Here is a 26,184-nt window from a genome sequence, read left to right as displayed (position 1 = left end):
GCGCCCGCCTTCGCGAGCTCCAGTGCGATTTCCTTGCCGATGCCGCTTGCGGCGCCCGTGACGACTGCGGTCTTGCCATTCAGGTTGCTCATTTCGAATTTCCCGTGGTGAAAGGATTGACAGGGAGAAAGGACTGCGGACGTATTACTGAGCCAGGTAATCGTAGACGACTTCGCCGAGGCCGAGTGTCAAATCCGCGACGATATGGCGGGCCTCGACGATCTCGAGCACCGGCAGGTCGGCCACCGGCGCGAGCGCGTGCGGCGCCAGTTCGAGCGACGCGGGGCCCGTCCACGCGCCCTTCATCCTGATGTCCTGCATGTAGTAGCGCACCAGTTCGCACACGCGTGCGGTGCCGTCCACGTGCGGGATGATCTTCAGCAGGAAGTTCGGGCCGGCGAGGCGCTTCGTCTGCTCGTCGATGTCGAGTTCCTTGTGCTTGTAGCCCATCGTGCCGGTCGCGACGCGCACCTTGCCGTAGTCGAGCGTACCCAGGATGTGATCGGTGTTCACGTGCAGCGTGGGCGACGCGAGCTTCTTCGGGAAGCCCCACAGCTCGCGGCCGCCGGCGATCGGCGGGTGATCGTCGAGATACATCGCGAGCGTGTAGCCGCCGGCCTGGCCGTTGTATTCGACGGGGATCACCTGGCCGCTTTCGGTGTAGTCGCCGAAGCCGGTCGAATCGGCCATGCGAATGAATTCGTAATGCACGAGCGGCTCGGTGATCTGCAGCGGCTCGGGGACGATTTCACGCAGACGGTCGGGATCGGTGCGATACGTGATGATCAGAAACTCACGATCGACGAAACGGTACGGGCCCATCGGGAACGCAGGGCTGGTCAACGGCATCGCAAACGCTTTCGATCGGACATCGCTGGGTTTCATGCGGACTCCTTGTTGTTGATCGCTTCGTGGATGAGTGCTCGTAAGCCCGTAATCCTATGCCTGTGCGTTGCCGTTGTGCGATGCCGCATTTGGAATTAATTGTTGCCGATTTCGAATTATTTGCAACGCAAATATTGAGACGAACGGCGCATACGGCATGGAGCGCGCGTGGCGGTCCGATCCTCGCACACGTCAATGACGCCACGATGTGAAAAAGGTGAGCCTTTCCGGGACGGTTGGTGAGCTTTTACGGGGGACGGTCGTGCGGAAATGTGACAATTGTGTGAACTTGTGTTGCAGTGCGGGCTCTAAGTGCCTTCGCGCGCGGTGCACGGGTCCGTCCTGATCGCCGGTCGCCCGACGCATTAAGCAATGCTTAAGCGAATGCGCCCTAGCATCGTTCGCATTCGACCGGTACGCCCGGTCCCATCATTACGCCCCACGCAACCGGATTCATGCAGAACCTCAATCTCACCCTGTTTTCCGCCGTCAATGCCGGCGCCGCGCCGCACCCCGGCGTTGCCCGCCTCGCGATCTTCGCCGCCGACTGGCTCGTCTATGCGCTGCCCGCGATGCTGCTGCTGACCTGGATCTTCGGGGAGCGCCCGACGCGTCGACAGGCGATCGAAGCCGGCGTCGGCACGTGCGTGGCGCTGGCGCTCGCGCAGGTGCTCGGCCATTTCTGGTTCTCGCCGCGGCCGTTCATGGCCGGCGTCGGCACGCAACTGATTCCGCATGTGCCGGACAGCTCGTTTCCGAGCGATCACATGACGTTCGCGTGGAGTCTCGCGGTCGGCATGATGCTCGCCGGCACCACGCGGCTGACCGGGTTCGTGATGGCCGCGATGGCCGTCGCGATTGCATGGGGGCGTGTGTATGCGGGCGTGCACTGGCCGTTCGACATGGCCGGCGGTGTGCTGGTCGGCACGACCGGCGCACTGGCCGCGCATCTGTACGGGCAACGCGTGGTCGAGTTGCTCGAACGGATCGGCGATGTCGTGCACGCGGTGATGATGGGGCGCGAGCGCGCGCCCTGAGCCCGGGAACCACGCGGATAAGACTTCGTCCGGACGCCTTCAACCAGGCGTCTTGGCTGCGTCGGCCGATGCCGATGTGCTGCCGCCTGCTTCGTGCAGTTCAGGCGTTTCGCCCGGGTGCTGGGCGGCGTCGCGTTCGAGAGAACTTTCCTTCAGGATCGCGCACATCGCGACGAACAGCGCGAGCACGACGGCCGCCAGGCCGCAATAGCCGGCGATCTTCAGGTTGCGAAGGAAAGGCGAAGCGTGGCTTTCTTTTGTCATGACCGGGCGCTCCTGGGCGGGCTGCGGCGGCTGTCGCACGACAGCGGCGTCGCAGACATACATATATACCAGCCACGCCGCCGATGCCAAGCTCGCCGATGCGCGGGTGCCCGTTCGCGTCAGTCTTCCAGCGTTTCATGCACGGCCGCCGCGCCGCGCTTCCAGTAGGCCGCCGCGCGGATGCGCGACTTGTCGACGCCGCGCTCGCCGGTCAGGTGCTGACGCACCGCGCGCATCGACTGCGCTTCACCGGCCGCCCACACGTAACCGTCGCCGGAGGACGGTAGCGGCAGCTCGCGCACGGTATTCAGCAGCACGTCGCCGTCCGCCGCGTCGGCTTCGGCGCGAAAGCGCCAGATTTCATGCACGTCGGCGCGCGTATCGAACGCAATCTGCGCGGTGCGATCCGCGACTTCCAGCACGACCGCCGCGCGCGTGCCGGCCGGCAATTGCTCGAGGCGCCGCGCGACCGCCGGCAGCGCCGTATCGTCGCCGATCAGCAGATGCCAGTCGAAATCGATCGGGACCACGAACGAACCGCGCGGGCCGCCGATACCGAGCCATTGGCCGACGCGGGCCTGCGCCGCCCATTGCGATGCGGGACCCGGATGGTTCAGCACGAATTCGAGATCGAGTTCGCAGGCGGCGCGGTCGAAGCGGCGCGGCGTGAAATCGCGCGCGACCGGCTTCGGCTCGCCTTCGGGAAACTCGGGGCCGTTCGGGCCGAGCGTCGGCATCGCGGGCCGCTCGGCGCCGGGCGCCGGGAAAAACACCTTCACGTGGTCGTCGAACGACGACGATTCGAAATCCGCGAGGTCGGGGCCGCCGAGGGTCACGCGCAGCAGGTGCGGCGTCACCGCGTGCACGCGCACGACCTGCAGCTGGCGGAACTTGAGGGTATGGCGCACACGGGTGACGGCGCGTTCGGATGGGTTCTGCATCAATCCGTTCTCCTATGGTTTTGACGAGGCGGCGCGGGTTACGCGCCGGTGCCGCCTTCGATTTCGGCCGTCGCGCGGCGCATGATCGCCGCGATACGCCGCTGCTCGTCGGCATCGGCGGCGCTCTTGTGGAGCAGCGCCCGCTTCAGTGCGAGGCGGGCCTCGACGAACTCCGGCAGCCAGCCGGGCTGCGCTTCGTCCTGCGCTTCGCTGCCCGCCGACTCGCCGGCGAACGCGCGGCGCATGAATTCCATCTTGCGCGCGAGGTGCGTGAGGCGCGCGAACAAGGTGTCGACGCGTTCGCGCTGTGCATTGAGATGCGCGCGGCCGGCGTCGGTCAGTGCATAGCGCTTGCGGTTGCCTTCCGCCTGCGATGCGACGAAGCCGACTTCCTCGAGATACGTGAGTGCCGGGTACACCATGCCGGGGCTCGGGCTGTAGAAACCGTTCGAGCGCGTGTCGAGCGCCTTGATCAGTTCGTAGCCGTGGCTCGGTTGCTCGGCGACCAGCGCGAGCAGCAGCAGCTGGAGATCGTCGGAGCTGAACTGGCGGCCGCGCGGCATGCCGTCGTCGCCGAAATCGCCAAAGCCGCGTCCGCCACGGCCGCCGAACGGGCCGCCGCCAAACGGGTCGTGGCCGCGGCGATGGCGGCCGATCGCGTGCCAGAGGCCGGCGAACCAGTCAGGGCCGGCATGCGCACCATGACCGTCGCATCGGGCATGGCCGCGGGAGGGGTTGTGTCGCATGATCGTGTCCTATATGTCGTAAAACATATCTAAAGATATATATCGAAAGATAGGGTGTCAAGGACGGAATATTGGGGATGAAACGGCGGCGGGGCTCGAACGGTGAGGAATGTGGCGTGGCATCGCTTGCCCGGGTTGCGTGCGTCTGGCGAGCCGGTTCGGTCGTCGCGGCAATTGCTTGCATTGCTCTGGTCCGGCACCTGTCGCCCGGGTAGCCAACGATAGAAAGGGGCTCGCCAACGACGCGATGAAGTTGCCCATCCGTCCGTGAGTGAAAGGTCGACAACGGCTCGCTGTGATCCGCCTGACGCATCCGCGCAACCGCCGCATGTGGATCGCGTCACGCGACGGGCGCATTCCGATACGCGACCCGATACGCCCCCGGACTACACCCGAACCGCGCCTTGAACGCCCGCCCGAAATGCGTGATATCCGAAAACCCGCACGCGATCGCCAACTCCAGCAGCGTGCGATTGGTATCCGCCGGATCCTCCAGCGCGCGCCGGCTCGCCTGCAGCCGGTATTCCTGGATCAGGCTCTGCGGGGTCCGCTCGGTCGCGGCCAGCGCGCTGTACAGCGTGCGCCGTGACACGTTCAGCGCGCTCGCCAGCTTGTCCGGCGACAGATCGGGATCGCTGTAGTGATGCGACAGATAGATTTCCGCGTTCATCCGCAGCGTCGCGCTGCGCGCATCGGCGCCGGTCAGCGAATCGCTCGCCTCGCGGCGGATCACCGAATCGAGCAGCATCAGCGTCGACTGCTCGAAGCCGAACAGGCTTTCCGGATCGTTCGGCACCTGCCCGTCCATCAGGTAATGGATCGATTGAAGGGCCAATTGCGCATTGCCGACGGTCCGACGCACCTGCACGCCCTCGCGCTCCACGAACCAGCGCCACATCGTGCCGCTTCTCGGCGGTGTCAGCGCGGCGACGAAGCGTGATGCGTTCGCCGATTCGATCATGTACGGCTGCGTCGCATCGTAGATCACCCACTCGCCCGGATTGACGGTCGACGTCGCGTTGCGCTGCGTGACGCGGCTCTGTCCGGCGATCTGGAACAGGATCTTGTAGCAGTCGCTGTCGGCGCGCGACGCGAGCGAGCGGTCGCGATCGACGCGGATCGCGGTGGTGTCGACGTCCGCCATGCGCAGGCCGCCAACCGTGGCAACCCGCACCGACATCCGGAACTGCGGGCCGGTGTCGTGAAAGACCAGCGGCAGGAAGCTGTCAGCGATCAGGTCGCGCAGATTCGCGCTGCTGTTGCTGGCGTCGACGACGAGTTCGTGTGCCATTGCCGGAAGAGGGAGAGGGCCGGGGAACGCGTCAAGGTTAATGCAAACGGCCGGGACGCGCGTTCAGACGCGGCCATTGTCGGGAGCCCGGCCCTGCAGCGTCAATCGTGGTTTCTCCACGTTCCCCAGGGCCGCCGCGGCACGGCATCGATCTGCACGCTGAAGCCAAAAGTATGCACGCAACGCCGATCGGCGCTTGCGGCGCGTCCCTAGAATCGACAAGCGGTCGGCAAGCTGTCCTGTCGAATCGGGCGTGCGCTCACGCGCAGCCCGTCGGCGCGTCGAATCGCACGGGCTGGCTCGCGCCATGAAAAACAACCACCGATTTTCAAGGAGACCCCGCCGAAGGCCGGGCGACGAACGCATGCGGCGACTGCGCGCGCCGGCGAACGTGGCGCGGACGACAGCGGGCGCATACCAGGATGTCCGATAGAACTTTCGACTACATCGTCATTGGCGCCGGCTCGGCGGGCTGCACGATCGCGACCCATCTCGTCGAGCGCCGCAAGGGCACCGTGCTGTTGCTGGAAGCGGGCGGCCACGACAAGGATCTGTTCATCCATATGCCGGGCGGGTTGGCGAAGGCCATTCCGCGCTACACGTGGCCGTATGCGGCCGAGCCGTCGGACGACGTGAAGGGCCGCTCGATCGCGGTGCCGCAGGGGCGCGTGCTCGGCGGCTCCAGCTCCGTCAACGGGATGCTGTACGTGCGCGGGCACCGCAACGACTACGACCGCTGGGAGACCGAGTTCGGCTGCAAGGGCTGGGGCGCGGACGACATGCTGCGCTACTTCGCGAAGGCGGAGAACAACGAATCGCTGACGGCGCCCTATCACGGCAACAAAGGGCATCTGCAGGTCACCGAGATCCGCTATCGCCATCCGCTGTCGCAGGCGTTCGTGCGGGCGGGCCAGCAGATGGGGCTCGACTACCTGATCGACTACAACGGCGAGCGGCAGGAGGGCGTCGGGTTCTATCAGGCAACGATCTTCAACGGCGAGCGCGGCTCGACGGCGGCGACCTACCTGCGCTCGATCCGCAACCGTCCGGAATTCAGCCTCGAAGTCGATGCGCTGGTCGAGCGCGTGGAAATCGAAGGCGGCCGCGCGACCGGCGTCACGTATCGGCAGGGCAACCGTCGCGTAACCGCGCGCGCCCGTGCGGAAATCATCGTGTCGGCCGGCGCGATCGGCTCGCCGAAGATCCTGCAGTTGTCCGGCATCGGGCCGCAACAGGTGCTCGAGGACGCCGGCGTACAGGTCAGGCACGTGCTGCCGGTGGGCGAGAACTTCCACGATCACCTGCACATGTCGGTCAACGCGACGATCCGCACGCCGGTGTCGCTCTACGGCCAGGACAAGGGATGGCGCGCATTGAAGCACGGCATCCAGTGGAAGTGGTTCCGCTCGGGCATCCTGACGTCGCCGGTGCTCGAAGGGTTCGCGTTCGTCGATACCTGCGGGCAGGGGCAGCCGGACGTCCAGTTCCATTTCCTGCCGACGATCGACTCGTTCGACGATCCGATCGGCGTGACGGCGGGCCGCACGCACGGGATCACGATCAAGACCGGCCATCTGCGACCGCATTCGCGCGGCCGCGTGACGATCCGCTCGTCGAACCCTCATGAGCTGCCGCGCATTGACGGCCGGTATCTGGCCGATCGCCGCGACGTCGATGGCCAGATCCGGGCCGCGAAGCTCGCGCTGAAGATCCTGCGCCAGCCGGCGCTCGCGGATCACGTCGACGAGATCTTCTCGCCGGACTGCCCGCCCGACGACGACGCGGGGATCGAGGACTGGGTGCGCGGCGCCGCGAAGACGGTCTATCACCCGGTCGGCACCTGCCGGATGGGCACGGATGCGGCGTCGTCCGTCGTCGACCCGCAACTGCGCGTGCACGGTATCGCGGGGCTGCGCGTGGCCGACAGCTCGACGATGCCGAGCATCCCGAGCGGCAACACGAACGCGCCGACCATCGCGCTCGCCGAGAAGGCGTCGGACCTGATCGCCAACGCGACCTGATCGGATCTTTCACATTCAATTCGATTTCCGGAGGAATACAGATGGCACTGGTTCGGATGCTGGACGAAGTCAAGACGTTTCTCGCGCGCGAACACGGTCACTACATCGACGGCCGCGCGGTGGCCGGCCGCGGCGAACGGATCGACGTGCGCGATCCGGCCACGCGCGCGGTGATCGGCTCCGTCGCGCAGGCGACCGACGACGACGTCGAAGCCGCGATCGCGTCGTCGCATCGCGCGTTTGGCGGCGAGTGGGCAAACCTCACACCGGCCGATCGCGAGCGCATCCTGCTGCGCTTCGCAGACCTGATCGACGCACACGGCGAAGAGATCGCGCAGATCGAAACCGCGCAGTCGGGCAAGCTGATCGGGTTGTCGCGCGTGATCGAGGTCGGCTGGTCCGCCCGCTGGCTGCGCTACTACGCGGGCTGGGCCACGAAGATCGCGGGCGAAACGCTCGCGCCGTCGTTTCCGAGCATGAATGGCGAGCGCTACACGTCGTTCACGCTGCGCGAGCCGCTGGGCGTCGTGTTCGGGATCATTCCGTGGAATTTCCCGGTGATGATCCCCGTGTGGAAATTCGGCGCGGCGCTCGCGACCGGCAATACGGTGCTGATCAAGTCGTCGGAGTTCACGCCGCTCACGATGCTGCGCATCGCCGAGCTGGCGACCGAAGCCGGTTTGCCGCCCGGCACGCTGAACGTGATCAACGGAACCGGCCAGGTCGGCGCGAAGGTGATCCGCGATCCGCGCGTGGCGAAGGTGTCGTTCACGGGTTCGGTGCCGACCGGCCGCATCATCGGCGAGCAAGCCGTCAACGCGAATTTCACGCGCTTCACGCTCGAGCTGGGCGGCAAGAATGCGGCGGCGTTCCTGCCGGATACGCCGGTCGACAAGATCCTGGACGGCATCGTCGAGGCCGGGTTCCTGCATAGCGGGCAGGTGTGCGCGTCGGCGGAACGCTTCTTCGTGCACCGTTCGAAATTCGACGAGGTGGTCGAGAAAATGAAGGCGCGCCTGGACAGCTTCCAGCCGGCCGACCCGATGGACGACGCCGGGATGATCGGCCCCGTCTGCAACGAGCCGCAGTTCCGCAAGTGCCTCGATGCGTTCGAGCTGGCGCGTTCGGAAGGCGACACGATCGTCACCGGCGGCGGCGCGTATGCGCGGGACGGCTTCTACGTGAAGCCGACGATCGTGCTGCCGCGCTCGCTGGATTCGGCTTCGTACCGCAAGGAGATCTTCGGGCCGGTCGGTGCATTCGTGCCGTTCGACGACGAGGAAGCGCTGATCGCGATGATGAACGACACGCCGTTCGGGCTGACCGCGAGCCTGTGGACGAACGATCTCTCGAAGGCGCTGCGCTACGTGCCGCGGATCGAAGCCGGCACCGTGTGGGTGAACATGCACACGCTGGTCGACCCGGCCGTTCCGTTCGGCGGCGCGAAGGGTTCCGGTATCGGCCGCGAGTATGGCTCGTCGTTCATCGATGCGTATACCGAGCCGAAATCGGTGACCATTCGCTTCTGATGGCAGAGCGCCAACATAAGTCCCGCCCGGCGCGAACCGGGCGGGTGTTCTGTCCAAGACGACGGCGTTTCAGAACCGCGTACTGAACCCGATCCGCGCAACCGACTGCAGCGCGCCGCTCGACGCGCCGTCCGCGTCCATCACGCCGTTGATCTGCGCGTTGCTGCACACCCGCGACATACATCATCGTGCGCTTCGACAGCCAGTACTGGACGGCGGCCAGGAGCTGGTGCGCATGCGCGTTGTCGAGCGTGTCGTTGCCCTTCATGTACGTGTAGCTCGCCCCGATCACCCAGACCGGCGACGGATGCCATGCCGCGCCGGCTTCCGCCGGCCACGCGCCCGCGCCGTTCCACGCGTTGTGCACGGTCGTGAAGAACGATGCGCGGCATTACCGACGCATCGCGGATCCGCAATCCGTCAATCCGTCGATCCGTTGAACCGCGAACCCCGCGGTTCAAGCTACCGGCCCGCCGCGGGCGACCTCAGACCGCGCTGGCTTCGTCGATCTTGCGGATATCTTCATCATCGAGCTGCACGCGGATCGCTTCGCCGAGCAACGCGAGCTGCGCGAGCGACGTCGCGCTCGCGATCGGTGCGGTGATCGTCGGCCGCGCGATCTGCCACGCGAGCGCGATCGCGGCCGGTTGCGTGCCGTGCTTCGCCGACACGTCGTCGAGCGCCGCGAGAATGCGCAGGCCGCGTGCGTCGAGATAGCCGGCGACGCGATCGCCGCGCACGCTCTTCTTCAGATCGGCCTCGCTGCGGTACTTGCCCGACAGGAAGCCGCTCGCGAGCGCGTAGTAGTTGACGACGCCGAGCTTCAGGTCGCGCACGACCGGTTCGAGATCGCGCTCGTATTCGGCGCGGTCGACCAGGTTGTATTCCGGCTGGATCACCTGGTACGCGGGCAGGCCGTCGCGCTTGCTGATGTCGGCGGCTTCGCGCAGGCGTGCGCCGCTGTAGTTCGACGCGCCGATGATGCGCACCTTGCCCGCGTCGATCAGCGCCTGGTAAGCGCCGAGCGTTTCCTCGAGCGGGGCCGTGTCGGCGAGATCGCGGTGCGAGAAATACAGGTCGATGTAGTCGGTCTGCAGGCGGCGCAGCGAATCGTCGGCGGCCTTCAGGATGTTGTCCTTCGTCAGGCCGGCGCGCGCCTCGAGCAGGCCGACCTTGGTCGCGATCACGACCTGGTCGCGCTTGCCGGAACGCTTGAGCCACTTGCCGATGATCGTTTCCGATTCGCCGCCGCTGTTGCCGGGCGCCCAGGCCGAATAGACGTCGGCCGTGTCGATGAAGTTGATGCCGGTGTCGGCGAGCGCGTCGAGCAGCGCAAACGATGCGTTCTCGTCGACGGTCCAGCCGAAGACGTTGCCGCCGAAGGCGAGCGGGGAAACCTGGAGGTCCGACGTGCCGAGGGTGCGTAGTGCCATGTTGCTCTCCGAAATCTGCGGGGTAAGGGGATCGAACGACGGGAGCGGCCGAGTTGAAGGCGACGGGACGGCGGATGGGCGAAGCGCTTTCGCCGTGGTCGCGGGGCGCTCGAACATTCTCGCCGATCGACCGGAATCGTGCAGCGGGCGCGCGGCCGCGGAGACGGAGGACTTGCCGCGGATAACGGATGCATCGTCCGCTGCGTGATTGATCCGTACGGCCGGGTTTGATCGAGAACCGGATTTCGCCGTGGCTGGGCGCGGCAGGGAGCGGGGCGAGGCGAGCAGAAGCCAGGCGTACTGCGTCGCTGCGTCGGAGCGGAACGGAATGAAAACGGGCGGCAAGTGCCGCCCGCGATCGGTCATTGATGAAGCGCGTTACCGCAACTGCACGGCCGCCAGAAACAGCACCATGCTGCCGATCGCGCCATCCAGCACGCGCCACGCGACGGCCTTGCGGAACCACGGCGCGAGCAGTCGCGCACCATATCCGAGCCCGAGGAACCACACGACACTGACCGACATCGCGCCGATCGCGAACGCGACGCGTGCGCCTTCCGGCTCGCGCGCACCGGCCGTGCCGATCAGCAGGAACGTATCGAGATACACGTGCGGGTTGAGCCAGGTGAACGCGAGCGTCATCAGCACGATCGCGACCGCGCCCTGCGGCGGCGGCGCGACGGCGTCGCCGCGGACGTCGAGCGTTTCGTGTCCCGGCTTGAACGCCCGGCGCAGCGCGTTGAAGCCGAACCATGCGAGATACGCGAGGCCGACGTACAGCACCACGTGGACGAAGGTCGGATAGCGTTCGACGAGCACCGACGCACCGCCGACGCCCGCGCCGATCAGGATCATGTCGGACAGCGCGCACAGCAGCACGATCTTGCCGACATGCGAGCGCATGATGCCTTGCCGGAGCACGAATGCGTTCTGCGCGCCGATGGTGACGATGAGCGACCCGCACAGGGCGGCGCCGTGGGAAAAAGCGATCCAGTTCATGATGGTGAGAGGTGAAGCAGTAGACGGGTGAATTGGTTGGCGCTAGTCTGCGGTCGACGATGACATAAGAGAAGCTAATTCACCTAATGCAGATTAAGGAAATCTAATGCTCGACTATGCGTTGCTCGACGCCCTTGCGGCGGTGATCCGGCACGGTTCGTTCGAACGGGCGGCCAAGGAGCTGAACGTTACGCCGTCGGCGGTATCGCAGCGCGTGAAACTGCTGGAGGAGCGCGTCGGCAGCGTGCTGGTCAAGCGCGGGCAGCCGTGCGTCGCGACGACGTCGGGCGCGCTGCTGTGCCGGCATACCGAACGCGTGCAATTGCTCGAGGCCGAGCTGGGCGGCCGGATGCCGGCATTACCGGGTCAGATCGCGAGCGCATGGCCCACGTTGCGCGTGGCCGTCAACGACGACAGCGTCGCGACCTGGTTCATCGACGCGGTCGGGCCGTTCTGTACCGAGCGCGAGACCTTGCTCGACCTCGTGATCGACGACCAGGACTATACGGCCGCGCGTATTCGCGACGGCAGCGTGCAGGGCGCGGTGACCGCGCAGGCCGAGCCGATCCAGGGCTGCCGGTCGACGCGGCTCGGGCGCATTCGCTATCGGGCGGTGTGTTCGCCGGCGTTTTACGACCGCTATTTCGGCGCGGGCATCACGCGCGATGCGCTGCGTCGCGCGCCGTGCGTGATGTTCAATCCGAAGGACGGCTTGCAGGCGCGCTTCATCCGGCGCGTGACGCGCGCGGATCTCGATCCGCCGCAACACTGGATCCCGCACGTCGCGGGCTACCTGCGCGCATGCGAAACGGGGCTGGGATGGGGGATGTGCCCGGACCGGATGGTCGATCGCCAACTGGAGGCGGGCGAACTGGTCGACATGTCGCGGGGGCGGACCGTCGATATCGAGCTGTACTGGCAGAGCTGGCGCCTGTCGATCGGCTGGCTCGACGATTTCAGCGCGGCGCTCAAGGCGCGCGCCGCGCTGTTTCTCGACTGATCGAAGCGGGAGAGGCCGGTGGCTGCGCTCCCATGCGCCGCGCGGAGTCAGACGTGGTGCAGGCCGTCGAAGTCGACGATCTGCACGAGGCGGCCGTGCATTTCGATCAGGCCGCGCTTCTGGAACTTCGACAGCGTGCGGCTGACCGTTTCGAGCGTCATGCCGAGATAGCTGCCGATGTCTTCGCGCGTCATCCGCAAGTTGAATTCCGACGGCGAGTAGCCGCGCTTCAGGTAACGCGACGACACGTCGAGCAGGAACGCGGCGACGCGCTCTTCGGCGTTCAGCGAACCGAGCAGCATGGTTTGCGTGGTTTCGCGCACGATCTGCTCGCTCATCAGCTTGTGCATGCGCAGCTGCATCGAGCCGGCTTCCGAGCACAGCGACTTGAGCGCGCTGTACGGGATCACGCAGACCGAGCTGTCTTCCAGCGCGACGGCGGTGCGCGGGTGGGTATCGTCGCAGATGCCGTCGAGGCCGAGCGCTTCGCCCGCGAGGTGCAGGCCGGTGACCTGTTCGCGGCCATCGTGGCGCGTGGCGACGGTTTTCAGCGAACCCGAGCGCACGGCATACAGGTTGTCGAACGTGTCGCCTTCGCGGAACAGCGCTTCGCCGCGCTTGACCGGGCGCGCCGCGCAGATGACCGACTCGAGGCGGCTGAGTGCTTCGGGTGCCAGGCCCTGCGGCATGCACAGGTGCCGCATTGCGCACGACGAGCAGTGCGGGGCCTGGCGGGGCGCCCAGCTGCCTGCATGGGACGGGGCGGCGGGGCGTGTGGCGACGGGCGTCAACATGATCGTTTACTCCGGCATTGAATCGACGGAATCATTGTCCCACCGCAAGTTGCGGCTGTCGGGTGACAAAACGTCGCGACCGCGCGCACATGCCGCGTGGCGTCGCAACGGCAGGCGTGCATGCCGCCGCGCATCCGCAATGCGCGCGTTAACGCCGCTCAGCCTGCCTGCTCGTCCGTATGCGCGGCGGCCGGAATCAGCAGCACGGGCAGCGTCGCATGCCGCACGCACTGTTCGGCGATGCTGCCGAGCACGAGGCGGCGGAAGCCGCGCCGGCCATGCGTGCCGAGCACCAGCAGATCGGCGCCGAACGCCTTCGCACCGTCGAGGATCAGCGTCGACACGTCGTTGAGCGACGACGCTTCGTTCGTCAGCGTCTCGCCCTTCACGCCCGCCGCCTGCATCAGCTTCCTGAAATCCGCCGCGAGCGCATTGCCTTGCGCGATGAGCTGGTCGCGCAGCACGGACGGATCGTAGCCCGGTACGTTGTAATAGATCGCGGCGTTCTCGACGACGTAGAGCGGTTGCAGTTCAGCACCGTGCTCCTTCGCGAGCGCGAGCGCGGCATCGAACGCGTGGCGGGACGTGTCGCTGCCGTCGACGGCAACCAGAATGCGCTTGTACATAGTGTCTCCGAGTGGCGGGTTGGGCGGAAGCCGGCCGAACGGCCGAGCGGGTCGCGCGTTGCTGCGAGGCAGAGTAAACCAATGGCAGGGACTTTGCAGCGACGTGCCGGTCGTCGCGATCGCGGCGCTTCAGCCGTTGCGGCGGCGTGCGACGGTCGCGAGCCATGCACGCGCTTCACGGTGCGCCGCGCGATGTGCGCGGCGGATTCACGAACGCGTGATGACCGCATCCGACGCCCGGACAACGGATCGCGACGGTTGGCGCATGCAATGACGGCACGCGAACGCCGTGCGGATACCGGATCGTCAGCGGTAACGGTTGCACGGGCATCGGGCGACGGTCGGCATGCGAGCGTGCCCGAGCCACAATCCCGCGTCGTCGACGCATGCCGATGACCGTCCGGCAAACCGCGCGCCTTGCCATCCATTGAATCGCGTCCGTATCGCGACGACGTGACTTCGATCAACGTCCGTGCATCTGCGTTGCGAAACCCCGAGTACCGAACCCGGCGCCGATATCGATACCGGCGCCGATTCGGAAGGTCGCGCTATCTGCGGACCGAACGACCGGCGCGCGAGCGCGCACGCCGATCCACCGCCATCGGCCGTCGGCCCCGGCGCACCCCGGCAATCGAACGACCGATTCAAACGCCGCGCGCATTACTTCGGCACCGCCGTGATTTCGATCACCCGTTCCGGCCGGCGGCCGTGACCGGGCCAGTACGCGCTGCCATACATCCGATGAACCGGGCCGTACAGCTTGTCGCCCGCTTGCGACGGCGCGTCGAACCCCTTCTCGATCACCACGTAGCCGGCACGCAGCGCGAACGCCGGATGATTGCCGCCGGGCCGGCTGTCGAAGCCGGCGAAGCCGTCGCCGGCCTCGGGCATCGCATTGACGAGCGACGCGTTGCTGCCCGTGATCTGGTCTGGCGAGAACGCGCCGCCGCTCGCGAGACGCGCGGCCTCGCGATTCTTGCCGTCGGTGTCGACGGTGCTGTCGTGCGTGTCGTCGTTGTCGAGTTCGATGCTGCGCGGGTGCGCGGAGGGTGTTTGAGCTGACGATTCCATCGCGGCTCTCCTGGCGGCGATGCGATCCGGATCGAAGCAAATCCCGTTCCGGGCACGACGGGAAAAAGGCGCGCGGGCGATCGCCGCGTTCGCACGGCGCGCACTGATTTGTCATGATTTATTTCAGCTAGAACACCCGTTTTCTACAGAGTATGATTCTTTTCCTGCGGAGCGGCGACAGGGGATGCAGTCTCGCCGACTCTGCCCGCACCAGGGCGCCGCAGCACCCTTAAGACGGGTAGTGAACAACAAGGCAAGGGACTAGAGGTGGCGGATTCATGCAAGCGACTACTGCGTTCACGCACCGCGGTTATCTGTTGAACTGCGCGCCCGCGCGCGCCACTGACGGTTCGTTCAAGCCCTACGTCGTGATCTCCCGATCGAGCGACGGGGAACTCGTCGCGAACCGATTTTTTCCGACCGAGCTCCAGTTCAACGACGAAGGCGACGCGATCGCGCACGCGCGCGACTGGGCGGTGCGCTGGATCGACGCGAGCAGCATCACGATCTGACGCCGTCGCGTGGCGCCAGCGTCGGCCGTCCGGCCGATCCCCCGGCGTGCCGCTGCCGGACGAAAACGCGGTAATCTTGTGGAACCCGTCACTTTATTAGCGGCCGTGCGATCGAGCGCGGCTGCCTGCATTGGCATATGTCGACATCACCCGCCCGTCAGTGGGGCCTCGAAGAAATCGTTGCCGGCTTGCGCGAATCGCGCGAGGAACTCCATCGCACGCGTCATCCGCGCGGTATCCGCGAGCTGCCGTCGCGCGACGCGATCTGCAAGATCGTCACCGGCCTGCGCGCGTCGATGTTTCCGACGCACTACGGCGCGCCCGATCTGACTGATGAAAGCGTCGACTATTACGTCGGCCATACGCTCGAAAGCACGCTGCGGATCCTGTCCGAACAGATTCGCCGCGCGCTGCCGTTCCTGCCCGAGCATGCGGACACGCCGTTCGCTGAGCTCGACGAACGCGCGTTCGAGATCGCGCGCGAGTTCGGCCGGCAGTTGCCGTCGGTTCGCGCGCTGCTGGTCAGCGACATCCAGGCCGCGTACGCGGGCGATCCGGCCGCGCAGCACATCACCGAGATCCTGCTGTGCTATCCCGGCGTGCTCGCGATGATGCACCATCGGCTCGCGCATGCATTGCACCAGCTCGGCGTGCCGCTGCTCGCGCGTTTCATCAATGAAATCGCGCACTCGGCCACCGGCATCGACATCCACCCGGGCGCGCAGATCGGCCCGAGCTTCTTCATCGACCACGGCACCGGCGTCGTGATCGGCGAAACCGCGATCATCGGCGAGCGCGTGCGCGTGTACCAGGCCGTCACGCTCGGCGCGAAGAGCTTCCCGGCCGACGGCGAAGGCACGCTGGTGAAGGGCAATGCGCGGCATCCGATCGTCGAGGACGACGTGGTGATCTACGCGGGCGCGACGATTCTCGGCCGCGTGACGATCGGGCGCGGCTCGGTGATCGGCGGCAACGTGTGGCTCACGCACAGCGTGCCGCCCGGCACGAGCGTCGCGCAGGGCAAGGTTCGCGAAGGCGGCAGCGCCGAGAAGCCGTAACACGGTGCGAACGGCGCGGGGCGTCGTTCGCGCACCGCGGATGAACGTGGGCCGCGCGGCCGCTTGCGAATCGCCGGTCCGTCAGTGCTTGCCGGCCGGCGAACGATGCTTGTACAGCACGTCCTGGTCGACGCGGATCAGGTTCTGCCCCGCGTCGACGACGAAATCCACGCCGTTGTACGCACTGCCCGTCAGCAGCAGGATCGCGCTCGCGACGTCGTCGGGGCCGGCAATGCGCGCGAGCGGCGTCGATGCGCGGCTCGCGTGTTCGAAGTCGGCCTGCGTCTGGTCGTCGCTCGGCAGCATCAGCCCGGGGAACACCGCATTCACGCGCAGCACCGGCGACGACGACAGCGCGAGCATCTGCGTGAGGTTGCCGAGCGCGGCCTTCGCGACCGTGTAGCTGAAATGGTCGCGGTGGAAGTTTTCCTTGATCTTCTGGTCGACCACGTTGACGACGACGCCCTGCGTGCCGGCCGCGCGGGCCCGTTCGTAGAACGCGCGCGTGAGCAGGATCGGCGCGCGGCAGTTGACGGCCCATGCCTGGTCGAACGCCGCGAGGTCGAAGCTCGGGAAATGGTCCTGCCAGAACACCGACGCGTTGTTGACCAGCACGTCGAGGCGGCCGAAGCGCGCATACACCTGGTCGATCAGCGCGGTGATCTGCGCGGCATCCGACAGGTCGGCCTGCAGCGCGGCCGAATCGTGCCCGTGTTCGGCGATCGTGCGGGCCGCCGCATGCGCGGCATCGGCGGAGCGGTCGTAGTGCACTGCGGTGCGATAGCCGTGCGCGGCGAAATACTCGGCGAACGCGCGCCCGGCCCGGCGCGCGGCACCGGTCACGAGCACGACCGGCGCGTTCGCCGCTTGCTTCGTGGACTGCATTACGTGTTTGTCAGGTTGACTGAAGAAGGATTCGCGACGATCGACAGGAATTCGCGGCGCGTCGACGGATCGGTGCGGAACGTGCCGAGCATGCGCGACGTGACCATCTCGACGCCCGGCTTGTGCACGCCGCGCGTCGAGATGCACTGGTGCGCGGCTTCGAGGATCACGCCGACCCCCTTCGGCTGCAGCACGTCGAACAGCGTGTCGGCGATCTGCACGGTCATTTTTTCCTGGATCTGCAGGCGCTTCGCGAACGCGTCGACGAGACGCGCGAGCTTCGAGATGCCGACGACGCGATGGTTCGGCAGATACGCGACGTGCGCGCGGCCGATGATCGGCACCATGTGGTGCTCGCAGTAGCTCTCGAAGCGGATGTCCTTCAGCACGATCATTTCGTCGTAGCCGTCGACTTCGCTGAACGTGCGCGCGAGGATGTCGCGCGGCTCCACCGCATAGCCGGCGAAGAACTGCTCATAGGCGCGCACGACGCGTGTCGGCGTGTCGATCAGGCCTTCGCGGGCCGGATCGTCACCGGCCCAGCGCAGCAGCACGCGAACGGCCTCCTCGGCTTCTTTCCGGCTCGGCCGGGATGCGGCCGGTTCGGGCCGCGGGTTTTTTTTACCCATCTGGTCGCTCCATCGAATGCGCCCGCCAGCGGCGGCGCGGATATCCGGCCATTGTTTCATGCTTTCGCGGGTCGTGCGTGCGGCCCGCCGCTCCCCCTTGCGTCACTTCGGCCATTCGTCCTGCTCGTCGTTGAACAGCGACGCGACGATGCCGCGCAGCCACGCGGTGCGCGGATCGTTGTGGTACTTGCGGTGCCAGTGCTGCTTCAGGTCGAAGCGCGGCAGCGCGAGCGGCGGCTCGACCGGCACGATGAACGCGTGCTCGGCCGCATACGCATAGCCAATCGCATGCGGCACCGTCGCGATCAGGTCGGTGCGGCTCAGGATGAACGGCAGGCTCATGAAGTGCGGCGTCTCGAGCACCGCGCGGCGCTGCATGCGCTGCTTCGCGAGGTATTTCTCGAGCACCTCCTGGCTGCGCCCCTCGGCGCGCACCACCGCATGCCCGCAGGCGAGGAACTGCTCGGCGGTGAACGGGCGCGCCTGCTCGAGCGGATGGCCGCGCCGCATCAGGCAGACGAACCGGTGCGTAAACAGCCGCTGCTGGAAGAAGTTGTTGCCGTCCAGATCGGGGAAATAGCCGACCGCCAGATCGATCGAACCGGCTTCGAGGCCGCGGCCGACTTCGTCGTGCGCGAGCGAGACCGAGCGCAGGTTCGCGTGCGGCGCAAGCGTCGCGAACGCCTGCAGCAGCTTCGGCAGGAACACGATCTCGCCGACGTCCGACAGCGCGATCGAGAACGTATGCGTGCTCGCCGCCGGATCGAAGTCGTGCGGCGCGACGAGGCCGCGCTCGATCTGCGCGAGCGCGTCGCGCGCGGCCGGCAGCAGCGCGAGCGCGCGCGGCGTCGGCTCCATCCCGCGGGACGTGCGCACGAACAGCGGATCGCCGAAGTACTCGCGCAGGCGGCCGAGCGCCGTGCTCACGCGCGGCTGGCTCACGCCGAGCAGGTCGCCGGCGCGGCTCACGTTGCGCGTGTCGTCGAGCGCGACGAGGTAGGGAATGAGGTTCAGATCGAGCGCTTCCATCGTCGGGCCAGTATCGTCAAAACGTATACAACATATCTTCTGAATCGCGTTGCCGGATAGTCGGGAAAGCGCTCAAATGGTCTCCATTATTCGAACCAATGTTCTGGAGACGAACAATGCGCACCCAGGTCGCCATCATCGGCGCCGGTCCGTCCGGCCTTTTGCTTTCCCATCTGCTGCGCCTGCAAGGCGTCGATTCCATCCTCGTCGAAGCGCGTTCGCGCGAATACTGCGAGAACCGCATCCGCGCCGGCGTGCTGGAGCAGGGCACCGTCGACACGCTGAACGAAGCCGGCCTCGGCGAGCGGATGCGCCGCGAAGGGCTCGAACATCACGGCATCGAGCTGTTGTTCTCCGGCCAGCGCCATCGCATCGACCTGAGCGAGCTCACCGGCGGGCGCGCGATCACCGTCTACAGCCAGCATGAAGTCGTGCGCGACCTGATCGCGGCCGGCGACGCGCATGGCCATCCGATGCACTTCGAAGTCAGCGACGTCGCGCTGCACGACGTCGAAAGCGAGCACCCGTTCGTCACGTTCAAGCACGCGGACGGCCGCGCGGACCGCATCGACTGCGACTACATTGCCGGCTGCGACGGCTTCCACGGCATCGCGCGCCAGACGATCCCCGCCGAGCGGCTGAACACGTTCGAGCGCGTCTATCCGTTCGCGTGGCTCGGCATCCTCGCCGACGCGGCGCCGTCGCTCGATGAACTCGTCTACGCGCATCACGAGAACGGCTTCGCGCTGTTCTCGATGCGCTCGCCGACGGTCACGCGCCTCTACCTGCAGTGCAAGCCCGACGAAAACCTCGCCGAATGGTCCGATGCGCGGATCTGGGACGAACTGCACACGCGCTTCTCGAACGACACCGGCTGGACGCCGACCGAGGGCCGGATCACGCAGAAGAGCGTGACGCCGATGCGCAGCTTCGTGTCGGAGACGATGCAGCACGGCCGCCTGTTCCTCGCCGGCGACGCCGCGCACATCGTGCCGCCGACCGGCGCGAAGGGGATGAACCTCGCGGTGGCCGACGTCCGCGCGCTGTCCCGCGCGCTCGGTGCCCGCTACCGCAACGGCGACGCGACGCCGCTCGAGCGTTATTCGGCGACCTGCCTCGAACGCGTGTGGCGCGCCGAGCATTTCTCGTACTTCATGACGAACATGCTGCATGCGTCGCCGGACGACTCGCCGTTCGTCAATCGCCTGAAGTTTGCCGAGCTGAAGTACGTGACGCGCTCGCGGGCCGCCGCGCAGTCGCTGGCCGAAAACTACGTCGGCCTGCCGTTCGACGACCAGATACCCCCCGAGGCATCCCGCCTTGACAACGCGCTGTGCGCGACTCTATGATCGGCCCATCGTTCGCTAATCGAATCTAGGTTCGAATAGCGAACAAATGCCGAGGGTCGACGACGGCCTCCGGCGCGGCACGCGACACGCGCGTGTCCCCTCGACAGGCCGCGCATCGTGCCGCGGGTTCGTATCAGGAAGAGACATGGTCAACAAGATTTTCGAATCGCTTCAATCGGCGGTCGCGGACGTCCACGACGGCGCGACCATCATGATCGGCGGTTTCGGCACGGCAGGCATGCCGTCCGAGCTGATCGACGCGCTGATCGAGCAGGGCGCGCGCGGCCTGACGATCGTCAACAACAACGCGGGCAACGGCGAGACGGGCCTCGCGGCGCTGCTCAAGGCGAAGCGGGTGCGCAAGATCATCTGCTCGTTCCCGCGCCAGAGCGACTCGCAAGTGTTCGACGCGCTGTACCGCGCGGGCGAGATCGAGCTGGAGCTGGTGCCGCAGGGCAACCTCGCGGAGCGGATCCGCGCGGCGGGCGCCGGCATCGGCGGCTTCTTCACGCCGACGGGCTTCGGCACGAAGCTCGCGGAAGGCAAGGAAACGCGCGTGATCGACGGCAAGTCGTATGTGTTCGAGACGCCGATCCACGCCGATTTCGCGCTGGTGAAGGCGTACAAGGGCGACCGCTGGGGCAACCTGGTGTATCGCAAGACCGCGCGCAACTTCGGGCCGATCATGGCCAGCGCCGCGAAGGTCGCGATCGTGCAGGTGTCGGAAGTCGTGCCGCTCGGCGGGCTGAACCCGGAACACATCGTGACGCCGGGCATTTTCGTGCAGCGCGTCGTCGAAGTGCCGCAGGCCGCGCATGCGGCCGAGCTGGCCGCCGAACGTGCCGCATCCCAAGCCGCCTGAGGATACTGAAATGAAACGACTGACCCGCGATGAAATGGCCAAGCGCGTCGCCCAGGACATCCCCGAAGGCGCGTACGTGAATCTCGGCATCGGTGTGCCGACGCTGGTGGCGAACCACCTCGATCGAGCCAAGGAAATCTTCCTGCACAGCGAGAACGGCCTGCTCGGCATGGGCCCGGCGCCCGCGCCCGGCGAGGAGGACGACGAGCTGATCAACGCCGGCAAGCAGCACGTGACGCTGCTCACCGGCGGCGCGTATTTCCACCACTCGGATTCGTTCGCGATGATGCGCGGCGGCCACCTCGACTACTGCGTGCTCGGCGCGTTCCAGGTGTCGGCGAACGGCGACCTCGCGAACTGGCATACGGGCGCGCCCGATGCGATTCCGGCCGTCGGCGGCGCGATGGACCTCGCGATCGGCGCGAAGCAGGTGTTCGTGATGATGGAACACCTGACGAAACAGGGCGAGAGCAAGATCGTCGCGCAGTGCTCGTATCCGGTGACCGGCGTGCAGTGCGTGAGCCGCATCTACACCGATCTCGCCGTGCTCGACGTGACGTCGGACGGCCTCGCGGTGAGCGAGATCTTCACCGACCTGTCGTTCGACGAACTGGAGAAGCTGACCGGCGTGCCGCTGATCGACGCGACGCGCAAGGCCGCGGCCTGAACGGCAAGCGTGCCGGCGCGCGCGATCGCGCGCACGCCGGCACGCTTGGGTAGACAATAGGCGCACGCCGCTTCCCCAATCTGATGCCATGCTCGAAGACAGCGCCCGCCTGACCTCCTTCATCTGCGGCACCGAGCCGCTCAACCGGATCTGGTCGCCCCGCGCGACGATCCAGCGGATGCTCGACGTCGAGGCCGCGCTTGCGCGCGCGCTCGCCGCGCGGCAGGTGATTCCCGCCGCGGCGGTCGCGCCGATCGAACGCGCGTGCGACGCCGGCCGGCTCGACGCCGACGCGCTCGCGCACGGCGCGGCGCTCGGCGGCAATCTCGCGATTCCGCTCGTCAAGCAGCTCACCGCGCAAGTGAAGGCCGACGACCCCGAGGCCGCGAAGTTCGTGCACTGGGGCGCGACGAGCCAGGACATCATCGATACCGCGACCGTGCTGCAGCTGCGCGACACGCTCGACGTGCTCGAGCCGCTGCTCGACGAAGCGTGCACGTCGCTCGCGACGCTGGCGCGCACGCATCGCGCGACGCCGATGATCGGCCGCACGTGGCTGCAGCAGGCGCTGCCGATCACGCTCGGCCTCAAATTCGCGCAGTGGCTCGATGCGCTGCTGCGCCATCGCGCGCGCTTCGCCGAATTGCGCGAGCGTGCGCTGGTGCTGCAGTTCGGCGGCGCCGCCGGCACGCTGGCGAGCCTGCGCGAGCATGCAGCCGGCGTGAGCGCCGCGCTCGCGGCCGACCTGAAGCTCGCGGCGCCGGCCGTGCCGTGGCATACGCAGCGCGACCGCATCGCGGAAGCCGCGTCGTGCTTCGGGATGCTGGCCGGCACGCTCGGCAAGATCGCGCGCGACGTGTCGCTGCAGATGCAGACCGAGGTCGGCGAGCTTGGCGAACCGGCGGCCGCCGGCAAGGGCGGCTCGTCGACGATGCCGCACAAGCGCAACCCGGTCGGCTGCGCGGCCGTGCTGACCGCCGCGGTGCGCGCGCCGAACCTCGTCGCGACCGTGTTCGCGGGGATGGTCCAGGAGCACGAGCGCGCGCTCGGCGGCTGGCAGGCCGAATGGGACGCGCTGCCCGACCTCGCGCGCCTGACCGGCGGCGCGCTCGCGCAGATCGCGCAGATCGTCGCGGGCCTCGACGTGAACACCGAACGCCTCGCCGCGAACCTCGAGCTGACGCACGGGCTGATCCTCGGCGAAGCCGTGATGCTCGCGCTCGGCGACCGGATCGGCCGGCTCGACGCGCACCACGTCGTCGAGCATGCGTCGAAGGAAGCCGTGCGCACCGGCGCGACGCTGTTCGACGTGCTCGCCGCCGATCCGACCGTATCGGCCAATCTGTCGCGCGACGCGCTCGCGCGGCTGCTCGATCCCGCACATTACGTCGGCGAGGCGCAGGCCTATGTCGACGCCGTGCTCGCGCTGCACGCGAGCACGCAATAACCAGGAGAACAAGATGCCTTTCGCCACTGTCAACGGCGTGAAACTGCATTACCGGATCGACCGTGCCGCGCGCGACGACGCGCCGTGGCTCGTCTTCTCGAACTCGCTCGGCGCAGACCTGCAGATGTGGGCGCCGCAGATTCGCCCGCTCACGCAGCACTTCAACATCCTGCGCTACGACACGCGCGGCCATGGCCATTCCGAAGCGCCGGCCGGCTCGTACACGGTCGACCAGCTCGCGGGCGACGTGATCGGCCTGCTCGACCACGTCGGCATCGAGCGCGCGCACTTCTGCGGGATCTCGATGGGCGGCCTGACGGGCGCCGCGCTCGCCGCACGCTTCCCGTCGCGCATCGTGCGCGCCGTGCTGGCGAACACCGCCGCGAAGATCGGTTCGCCGGAGGTGTGGACGCCGCGCGCGCAGAAGGCGCGTGCCGAAGGGATGGCCGCGCTCGCCGACGCCGTGCTGCCGCGCTGGTTCACCGATGCGTTCGTCGATCGCGAGCCGCGCCTGCTCGACGCGATCCGCGACACCTTCGTGCATACCGACAAGGACGGTTACGCGGCGAACTGCGACGCGCTGAACGCGGCCGACCTGCGCGAGGAAGTGAAGGGCATCGCGCTGCCGGTACTCGTCGTGACCGGCGCGAAGGACATGTCGACGCCGCCCGACCAGGGCCGTGCGCTGGCTGCCGCGATTCCCGGCGCGCGTCACGTCGAATTCGACGCCGCGCACATTTCGAACATCGAGTGCACCGACGGCTTCAACCGCGCGCTGCTCGACTTCCTGACCGCGTGAGGCACCGACGATGGACGACCAGCAACGTTATGAAGCAGGGATGAAGGTGCGTCGCGCGGTGCTCGGCGACGCGCACGTCGACCGTTCGATCGAGAACCGCACCGAGGTGACCGACGAATTCCAGAACCTGATCACGCGCTATGCGTGGGGCGAGATCTGGACCCGCGACGGCCTGCCGCGCCACACGCGCAGCCTGCTGACCATCGCGATGATGGTCGCGCTGAACCGCGGCGAGGAACTCGCGCTGCACCTGCGCGCCGCGCGCAACAACGGCGTGACGCGCGACGAGATCAAGGAAGTGCTGCTGCAGACCGCGATCTACTGCGGCGTGCCGGCCGCGAACTCCGCGTTCCATCTCGCGGACAAGATCTTCAAGGAACAGGATGGGGCCGCCTAGGTGCGGCTGAATAACACGGCCGGCTCGCGCCGGACGTGACCCGATCGCGACGCCTGCCGCAGCCGGCAGGTGTCGACGATGCATGACGCGCCGGCGGCGAATCGGCGCGCGAACAAGGAAAGGCGCGGCCATGAGGCCGCGTTGCTTACATAGGAGACTCGCGATGAATCGCGCAACCGTGGTCGATGTCCAGACCTTCATTAATGAGCAGCCGTTCGGCGGCTTCCAGTGGCTCGTGTTCCTGATGTGTTTCGTGATCGTGCTGCTCGACGGCTTCGATACGGCCGCGATCGGCTTCATCGCGCCGTCGCTGCTGGGCGAATGGAACCTCACCAAACCCGATCTCGCGCCCGTGCTGAGCGCCGCGCTGTTCGGCCTTGCCTGCGGCGCGCTCGTGTCGGGCCCGCTGTCCGATCGTCTCGGGCGCCGTTCGCTGCTGCTCGGCTCGGTGTTCCTGTTCGGTGTCGCGTGTCTTGTTTCCGCATTCTCGAACACCATCGGGCACCTGACGATCCTGCGTTTCATCACCGGCGTCGGTCTCGGCGCCGCGATGCCGAACGCGGTCACGATGATGGGCGAGTTCTGCCCGGACAAGCGCCGCGCGACCGTGATCAACCTGATGTTCTGCGGCTTCCCGCTCGGCGCCGCGTTCGGCGGCTTTCTCGCCGCGTGGATGATTCCGCATTTCGGCTGGCGCAGCGTGCTGATGCTCGGCGGCGTGACGCCGCTGCTGCTCGGCGTGCTGCTGCTGCTGAAGATGCCCGAATCGGTGCGCTTCATGGTCGCGCAGGGCCAGAGTGTCGACCGGATCCGCGCGACGCTCGCCCGGATCTCGCGCGACGCGCTGAACGCCGGTTCGTTCGCGATGACCGAAGCCGCGCCGCACACCGGCAGCAAGGGGATCGGTGTCGTGCTGTCACGCTCGTACCTCGTCGGCTCGGTGATGCTGTGGCTCGCGTACTTCATGGGCCTCGTGATCTTCTACGCGTCGATCAACTGGATGCCGATCCTGCTGAAGGACGCCGGCCTGACACCGAAGAGCGCGACGCTGATCTCCGCGCTGTTCCCGCTCGGCGGCGTCGGCGCGGTGCTGTGCGGCGTATTGATGGACCGCTTCAACGCGAACCGCGTGATCGCGGTGTGCTATGCGCTGACCGCGATCAGCGTGTATGCGATCGGGCAGGCGGCGGGGAATGTGGGGTTGCTCGTGCTGGTCGTATTCATCGCCGGCGTGCTGATGAACACCGCGCAATCGTCGATGCCGGCGCTCGCCGCCGCGTTCTATCCAACCGAAGGGCGTGGCACGGGCGTGGCGTGGATGCTGGGTGTCGGCCGCTTCGGCGGGATTGCCGGGTCGTTCCTCGTCGCCGAACTGACGCGCCGGCACTTCTCGTTCGCGGGCGTGTTCGCGACGATCGCGGTCGCGGGCCTGCTCGCGTGTCTCGCGTTGCTGATCAAGCAGGCGGCGCGGCCGCACGGCGTCGCGCAGCCGCCCGGCAAGATCGAGTCGCTCGGGCATTGAGCAGGCGCGAGGCCGGGGCGGTGCGCCGGCCTTATGGCTGCGGCGGAGGGTCGTAAGCCGGCCGACACGCAACATCAGACCGGGCCGCATTCGCGGCCCGTTGACGTCATGGCCGTCGCGCCGCTACTCCGCCGCGTCGTGTTCCTTGACGAAGTTGCGCAGATACGCGCGCAGCGCGGCCTCCCGGCTGCGATGATCGGCGAGGTTCGCGGCGCCCATGTCTTCCTCTTCGCCGAACATTGTCGGCGGCGCGCAGTAGGTGCCGATCTCGATGTCTTCACGCAGCACGCGGATCTCGTGCGTCAGCGGGTGATACTCGGCGATCCAGTGCATGCCCTCGATGTGCTCGCCCGTTCTCAGCAGTGGCTTCATCGGCAATCTCCCGGAAGCA

General features: G+C 67.1%; 28 protein-coding genes and 1 pseudogene. 13 read left to right on the top strand and 16 right to left on the bottom strand.

What is annotated here, in order from left to right:
• Together DIE22_RS29215 and DIE22_RS29210 are read right to left on the bottom strand one after the other, a co-directional pair.
• Positions 1-92: SDR family NAD(P)-dependent oxidoreductase (locus DIE22_RS29215; RefSeq protein ID WP_124488979.1), on the bottom strand; the 92-nt coding region annotated here is incomplete at its 3' end.
• A gap of 52 nt (positions 93-144) precedes the next feature.
• Entirely contained in the window at positions 145-885 is a 741-nt protein-coding gene (locus tag DIE22_RS29210) for an acetoacetate decarboxylase (protein ID WP_124500594.1), read from the bottom strand.
• A 455-nt stretch (positions 886-1,340) separates the two neighbouring features.
• On the opposite strand from DIE22_RS29210, the gene DIE22_RS29200 reads away from it, so the two are divergent.
• Complete coding sequence (locus DIE22_RS29200) at positions 1,341-1,922, top strand: undecaprenyl-diphosphatase (protein ID WP_124606632.1); 582 nt, start codon at positions 1,341-1,343, stop codon at positions 1,920-1,922.
• 39 nt (positions 1,923-1,961) lie between these two features.
• Here the strand turns inward: DIE22_RS29200 and DIE22_RS29195 are convergent, their stop codons facing one another.
• The 4 genes from DIE22_RS29195 to DIE22_RS29180 form a co-directional block, all read right to left on the bottom strand.
• The gene (locus DIE22_RS29195; protein ID WP_124500592.1) at positions 1,962-2,186 is read right to left on the bottom strand and encodes a hypothetical protein; all 225 of its coding nucleotides are present in this window, start codon (positions 2,184-2,186) and stop codon (positions 1,962-1,964) included.
• A 119-nt stretch (positions 2,187-2,305) separates the two neighbouring features.
• Positions 2,306-3,127, bottom strand: coding sequence for a siderophore-interacting protein (locus DIE22_RS29190; RefSeq protein WP_124500591.1), 822 nt, complete (start codon positions 3,125-3,127; stop codon positions 2,306-2,308).
• 38 nt (positions 3,128-3,165) lie between these two features.
• Entirely contained in the window at positions 3,166-3,873 is a 708-nt protein-coding gene (locus tag DIE22_RS29185) for a PadR family transcriptional regulator (RefSeq protein ID WP_124500590.1), read from the bottom strand.
• 340 nt (positions 3,874-4,213) lie between these two features.
• Positions 4,214-5,164: a helix-turn-helix domain-containing protein gene (locus DIE22_RS29180; protein ID WP_124500589.1), complete on the bottom strand. Its 951-nt coding sequence runs from the start codon at positions 5,162-5,164 to the stop codon at positions 4,214-4,216.
• A gap of 422 nt (positions 5,165-5,586) precedes the next feature.
• Between DIE22_RS29180 and DIE22_RS29175 the strand changes: the two genes are divergently transcribed.
• Together DIE22_RS29175 and DIE22_RS29170 are read left to right on the top strand one after the other, a co-directional pair.
• Positions 5,587-7,185: a GMC family oxidoreductase gene (locus DIE22_RS29175; protein WP_124606631.1), complete on the top strand. Its 1,599-nt coding sequence runs from the start codon at positions 5,587-5,589 to the stop codon at positions 7,183-7,185.
• A 41-nt stretch (positions 7,186-7,226) separates the two neighbouring features.
• The gene (locus tag DIE22_RS29170) at positions 7,227-8,714 is read left to right on the top strand and encodes an NAD-dependent phenylacetaldehyde dehydrogenase (protein WP_124500587.1); all 1,488 of its coding nucleotides are present in this window, start codon (positions 7,227-7,229) and stop codon (positions 8,712-8,714) included.
• Positions 8,715-8,783: 69 nt separating this feature from the next.
• Here the strand turns inward: DIE22_RS29170 and DIE22_RS39250 are convergent.
• The 3 genes and pseudogenes from DIE22_RS39250 to DIE22_RS29155 form a co-directional block, all read right to left on the bottom strand.
• Positions 8,784-9,096: pseudogene (locus DIE22_RS39250) on the bottom strand (porin); the annotation flags it as partial.
• A 103-nt stretch (positions 9,097-9,199) separates the two neighbouring features.
• A complete protein-coding gene (locus DIE22_RS29160) occupies positions 9,200-10,147 on the bottom strand; it encodes an aldo/keto reductase (protein WP_124606630.1) in 948 nt (315 codons plus the stop codon).
• 378 nt (positions 10,148-10,525) lie between these two features.
• Positions 10,526-11,146, bottom strand: a complete 621-nt coding sequence (locus DIE22_RS29155) for a LysE/ArgO family amino acid transporter (RefSeq protein ID WP_124606629.1) — start codon at positions 11,144-11,146, stop codon at positions 10,526-10,528.
• Between the two features lie 106 nt (positions 11,147-11,252).
• Between DIE22_RS29155 and DIE22_RS29150 the strand changes: the two genes are divergently transcribed.
• A complete protein-coding gene (locus tag DIE22_RS29150; protein ID WP_124606628.1) occupies positions 11,253-12,146 on the top strand; it encodes a LysR family transcriptional regulator ArgP in 894 nt (297 codons plus the stop codon).
• 47 nt (positions 12,147-12,193) lie between these two features.
• Here DIE22_RS29150 and fnr read toward each other — a convergent pair whose 3' ends face one another.
• From fnr to DIE22_RS29130, 3 genes are all read right to left on the bottom strand, one after another.
• The gene (fnr, locus tag DIE22_RS29145) at positions 12,194-12,940 is read right to left on the bottom strand and encodes a fumarate/nitrate reduction transcriptional regulator Fnr (protein ID WP_124500583.1); all 747 of its coding nucleotides are present in this window, start codon (positions 12,938-12,940) and stop codon (positions 12,194-12,196) included.
• A 158-nt stretch (positions 12,941-13,098) separates the two neighbouring features.
• Complete coding sequence (locus DIE22_RS29135; RefSeq protein WP_124500582.1) at positions 13,099-13,566, bottom strand: universal stress protein; 468 nt, start codon at positions 13,564-13,566, stop codon at positions 13,099-13,101.
• A 660-nt stretch (positions 13,567-14,226) separates the two neighbouring features.
• Entirely contained in the window at positions 14,227-14,637 is a 411-nt protein-coding gene (locus DIE22_RS29130) for a DUF3005 domain-containing protein (RefSeq protein ID WP_124500581.1), read from the bottom strand.
• 278 nt (positions 14,638-14,915) lie between these two features.
• Between DIE22_RS29130 and DIE22_RS29125 the strand changes: the two genes are divergently transcribed.
• Positions 14,916-15,149 carry a hypothetical protein gene (locus DIE22_RS29125; protein ID WP_121862685.1) on the top strand — a complete coding sequence of 78 codons (234 nt, stop codon included), beginning with the start codon at positions 14,916-14,918 and terminating at the stop codon, positions 15,147-15,149.
• Between the two features lie 137 nt (positions 15,150-15,286).
• Complete coding sequence (gene epsC / locus DIE22_RS29120; RefSeq protein WP_124500579.1) at positions 15,287-16,207, top strand: serine O-acetyltransferase EpsC; 921 nt, start codon at positions 15,287-15,289, stop codon at positions 16,205-16,207.
• A gap of 81 nt (positions 16,208-16,288) precedes the next feature.
• Here the strand turns inward: epsC and DIE22_RS29115 are convergent, their stop codons facing one another.
• From DIE22_RS29115 to DIE22_RS29105, 3 genes are all read right to left on the bottom strand, one after another.
• Positions 16,289-17,092 (bottom strand): SDR family oxidoreductase, encoded by an 804-nt coding sequence (locus DIE22_RS29115; RefSeq protein WP_124606626.1) that lies wholly within the window; start codon positions 17,090-17,092, stop codon positions 16,289-16,291.
• Positions 17,092-17,721, bottom strand: coding sequence for a GTP cyclohydrolase I FolE (gene folE / locus DIE22_RS29110; protein WP_124500577.1), 630 nt, complete (start codon positions 17,719-17,721; stop codon positions 17,092-17,094). Before folE ends, DIE22_RS29115 begins: the two co-directional genes overlap by 1 nt.
• Before the next feature lie 102 nt (positions 17,722-17,823).
• Positions 17,824-18,750 (bottom strand): LysR family transcriptional regulator, encoded by a 927-nt coding sequence (locus DIE22_RS29105; RefSeq protein ID WP_124606625.1) that lies wholly within the window; start codon positions 18,748-18,750, stop codon positions 17,824-17,826.
• Between the two features lie 116 nt (positions 18,751-18,866).
• On the opposite strand from DIE22_RS29105, the gene pobA reads away from it, so the two are divergent.
• From pobA to DIE22_RS29070, 7 genes are all read left to right on the top strand, one after another.
• Positions 18,867-20,099, top strand: a complete 1,233-nt coding sequence (pobA, locus tag DIE22_RS29100; RefSeq protein WP_124500575.1) for a 4-hydroxybenzoate 3-monooxygenase — start codon at positions 18,867-18,869, stop codon at positions 20,097-20,099.
• 145 nt (positions 20,100-20,244) lie between these two features.
• The gene (locus DIE22_RS29095) at positions 20,245-20,961 is read left to right on the top strand and encodes a 3-oxoacid CoA-transferase subunit A (protein ID WP_006756646.1); all 717 of its coding nucleotides are present in this window, start codon (positions 20,245-20,247) and stop codon (positions 20,959-20,961) included.
• A 10-nt stretch (positions 20,962-20,971) separates the two neighbouring features.
• Positions 20,972-21,628: a CoA transferase subunit B gene (locus DIE22_RS29090; protein WP_124500574.1), complete on the top strand. Its 657-nt coding sequence runs from the start codon at positions 20,972-20,974 to the stop codon at positions 21,626-21,628.
• A gap of 88 nt (positions 21,629-21,716) precedes the next feature.
• Complete coding sequence (locus DIE22_RS29085; RefSeq protein WP_124606624.1) at positions 21,717-23,075, top strand: 3-carboxy-cis,cis-muconate cycloisomerase; 1,359 nt, start codon at positions 21,717-21,719, stop codon at positions 23,073-23,075.
• 13 nt (positions 23,076-23,088) lie between these two features.
• A complete protein-coding gene (gene pcaD, locus DIE22_RS29080) occupies positions 23,089-23,874 on the top strand; it encodes a 3-oxoadipate enol-lactonase (protein WP_124500572.1) in 786 nt (261 codons plus the stop codon).
• Positions 23,875-23,884: 10 nt separating this feature from the next.
• The gene (gene pcaC / locus DIE22_RS29075; RefSeq protein ID WP_006749282.1) at positions 23,885-24,271 is read left to right on the top strand and encodes a 4-carboxymuconolactone decarboxylase; all 387 of its coding nucleotides are present in this window, start codon (positions 23,885-23,887) and stop codon (positions 24,269-24,271) included.
• A 163-nt stretch (positions 24,272-24,434) separates the two neighbouring features.
• Positions 24,435-25,793 (top strand): MFS transporter, encoded by a 1,359-nt coding sequence (locus tag DIE22_RS29070; protein ID WP_124606623.1) that lies wholly within the window; start codon positions 24,435-24,437, stop codon positions 25,791-25,793.
• 123 nt (positions 25,794-25,916) lie between these two features.
• Here the strand turns inward: DIE22_RS29070 and DIE22_RS29065 are convergent, their stop codons facing one another.
• Positions 25,917-26,165, bottom strand: a complete 249-nt coding sequence (locus tag DIE22_RS29065) for a hypothetical protein (RefSeq protein WP_124500569.1) — start codon at positions 26,163-26,165, stop codon at positions 25,917-25,919.
• Positions 26,166-26,184 lie beyond the last annotated feature (19 nt).

The organism is Burkholderia sp. Bp9142 (assembly GCF_003853415.1).
Classification (GTDB): domain Bacteria; phylum Pseudomonadota; class Gammaproteobacteria; order Burkholderiales; family Burkholderiaceae; genus Burkholderia.
This window is presented reverse-complemented; position numbering and strand designations above follow the sequence as displayed.

Excerpts from the sequence above, each read along its gene's own strand:
- DIE22_RS29070 (WP_124606623.1), top strand. The coding sequence starts at position 24,435 with ATGAATCGCGCAACCGTGGTCGATGTCCAGACCTTCATTAATGAGCAG.
- pobA (WP_124500575.1), top strand. The coding sequence starts at position 18,867 with ATGCGCACCCAGGTCGCCATCATCGGCGCCGGTCCGTCCGGCCTTTTG.
- DIE22_RS29210 (WP_124500594.1), bottom strand. The coding sequence starts at position 885 with ATGAAACCCAGCGATGTCCGATCGAAAGCGTTTGCGATGCCGTTGACC.
- DIE22_RS29195 (WP_124500592.1), bottom strand. The coding sequence starts at position 2,186 with ATGACAAAAGAAAGCCACGCTTCGCCTTTCCTTCGCAACCTGAAGATC.
- DIE22_RS29125 (WP_121862685.1), top strand. The coding sequence starts at position 14,916 with ATGCAAGCGACTACTGCGTTCACGCACCGCGGTTATCTGTTGAACTGC.
- DIE22_RS29105 (WP_124606625.1), bottom strand. The coding sequence starts at position 18,750 with ATGGAAGCGCTCGATCTGAACCTCATTCCCTACCTCGTCGCGCTCGAC.
- DIE22_RS29130 (WP_124500581.1), bottom strand. The coding sequence starts at position 14,637 with ATGGAATCGTCAGCTCAAACACCCTCCGCGCACCCGCGCAGCATCGAA.
- folE (WP_124500577.1), bottom strand. The coding sequence starts at position 17,721 with ATGGGTAAAAAAAACCCGCGGCCCGAACCGGCCGCATCCCGGCCGAGC.
- DIE22_RS29170 (WP_124500587.1), top strand. The coding sequence starts at position 7,227 with ATGGCACTGGTTCGGATGCTGGACGAAGTCAAGACGTTTCTCGCGCGC.
- DIE22_RS29150 (WP_124606628.1), top strand. The coding sequence starts at position 11,253 with ATGCTCGACTATGCGTTGCTCGACGCCCTTGCGGCGGTGATCCGGCAC.
- epsC (WP_124500579.1), top strand. The coding sequence starts at position 15,287 with ATGTCGACATCACCCGCCCGTCAGTGGGGCCTCGAAGAAATCGTTGCC.
- DIE22_RS29115 (WP_124606626.1), bottom strand. The coding sequence starts at position 17,092 with ATGCAGTCCACGAAGCAAGCGGCGAACGCGCCGGTCGTGCTCGTGACC.
- DIE22_RS29085 (WP_124606624.1), top strand. The coding sequence starts at position 21,717 with ATGCTCGAAGACAGCGCCCGCCTGACCTCCTTCATCTGCGGCACCGAG.
- DIE22_RS29095 (WP_006756646.1), top strand. The coding sequence starts at position 20,245 with ATGGTCAACAAGATTTTCGAATCGCTTCAATCGGCGGTCGCGGACGTC.
- DIE22_RS29135 (WP_124500582.1), bottom strand. The coding sequence starts at position 13,566 with ATGTACAAGCGCATTCTGGTTGCCGTCGACGGCAGCGACACGTCCCGC.
- DIE22_RS29065 (WP_124500569.1), bottom strand. The coding sequence starts at position 26,165 with ATGAAGCCACTGCTGAGAACGGGCGAGCACATCGAGGGCATGCACTGG.
- DIE22_RS29180 (WP_124500589.1), bottom strand. The coding sequence starts at position 5,164 with ATGGCACACGAACTCGTCGTCGACGCCAGCAACAGCAGCGCGAATCTG.
- pcaD (WP_124500572.1), top strand. The coding sequence starts at position 23,089 with ATGCCTTTCGCCACTGTCAACGGCGTGAAACTGCATTACCGGATCGAC.
- DIE22_RS29190 (WP_124500591.1), bottom strand. The coding sequence starts at position 3,127 with ATGCAGAACCCATCCGAACGCGCCGTCACCCGTGTGCGCCATACCCTC.
- DIE22_RS29185 (WP_124500590.1), bottom strand. The coding sequence starts at position 3,873 with ATGCGACACAACCCCTCCCGCGGCCATGCCCGATGCGACGGTCATGGT.
- pcaC (WP_006749282.1), top strand. The coding sequence starts at position 23,885 with ATGGACGACCAGCAACGTTATGAAGCAGGGATGAAGGTGCGTCGCGCG.
- DIE22_RS29175 (WP_124606631.1), top strand. The coding sequence starts at position 5,587 with ATGTCCGATAGAACTTTCGACTACATCGTCATTGGCGCCGGCTCGGCG.
- DIE22_RS29200 (WP_124606632.1), top strand. The coding sequence starts at position 1,341 with ATGCAGAACCTCAATCTCACCCTGTTTTCCGCCGTCAATGCCGGCGCC.
- fnr (WP_124500583.1), bottom strand. The coding sequence starts at position 12,940 with ATGTTGACGCCCGTCGCCACACGCCCCGCCGCCCCGTCCCATGCAGGC.
- DIE22_RS29090 (WP_124500574.1), top strand. The coding sequence starts at position 20,972 with ATGAAACGACTGACCCGCGATGAAATGGCCAAGCGCGTCGCCCAGGAC.
- DIE22_RS29160 (WP_124606630.1), bottom strand. The coding sequence starts at position 10,147 with ATGGCACTACGCACCCTCGGCACGTCGGACCTCCAGGTTTCCCCGCTC.
- DIE22_RS29155 (WP_124606629.1), bottom strand. The coding sequence starts at position 11,146 with ATGAACTGGATCGCTTTTTCCCACGGCGCCGCCCTGTGCGGGTCGCTC.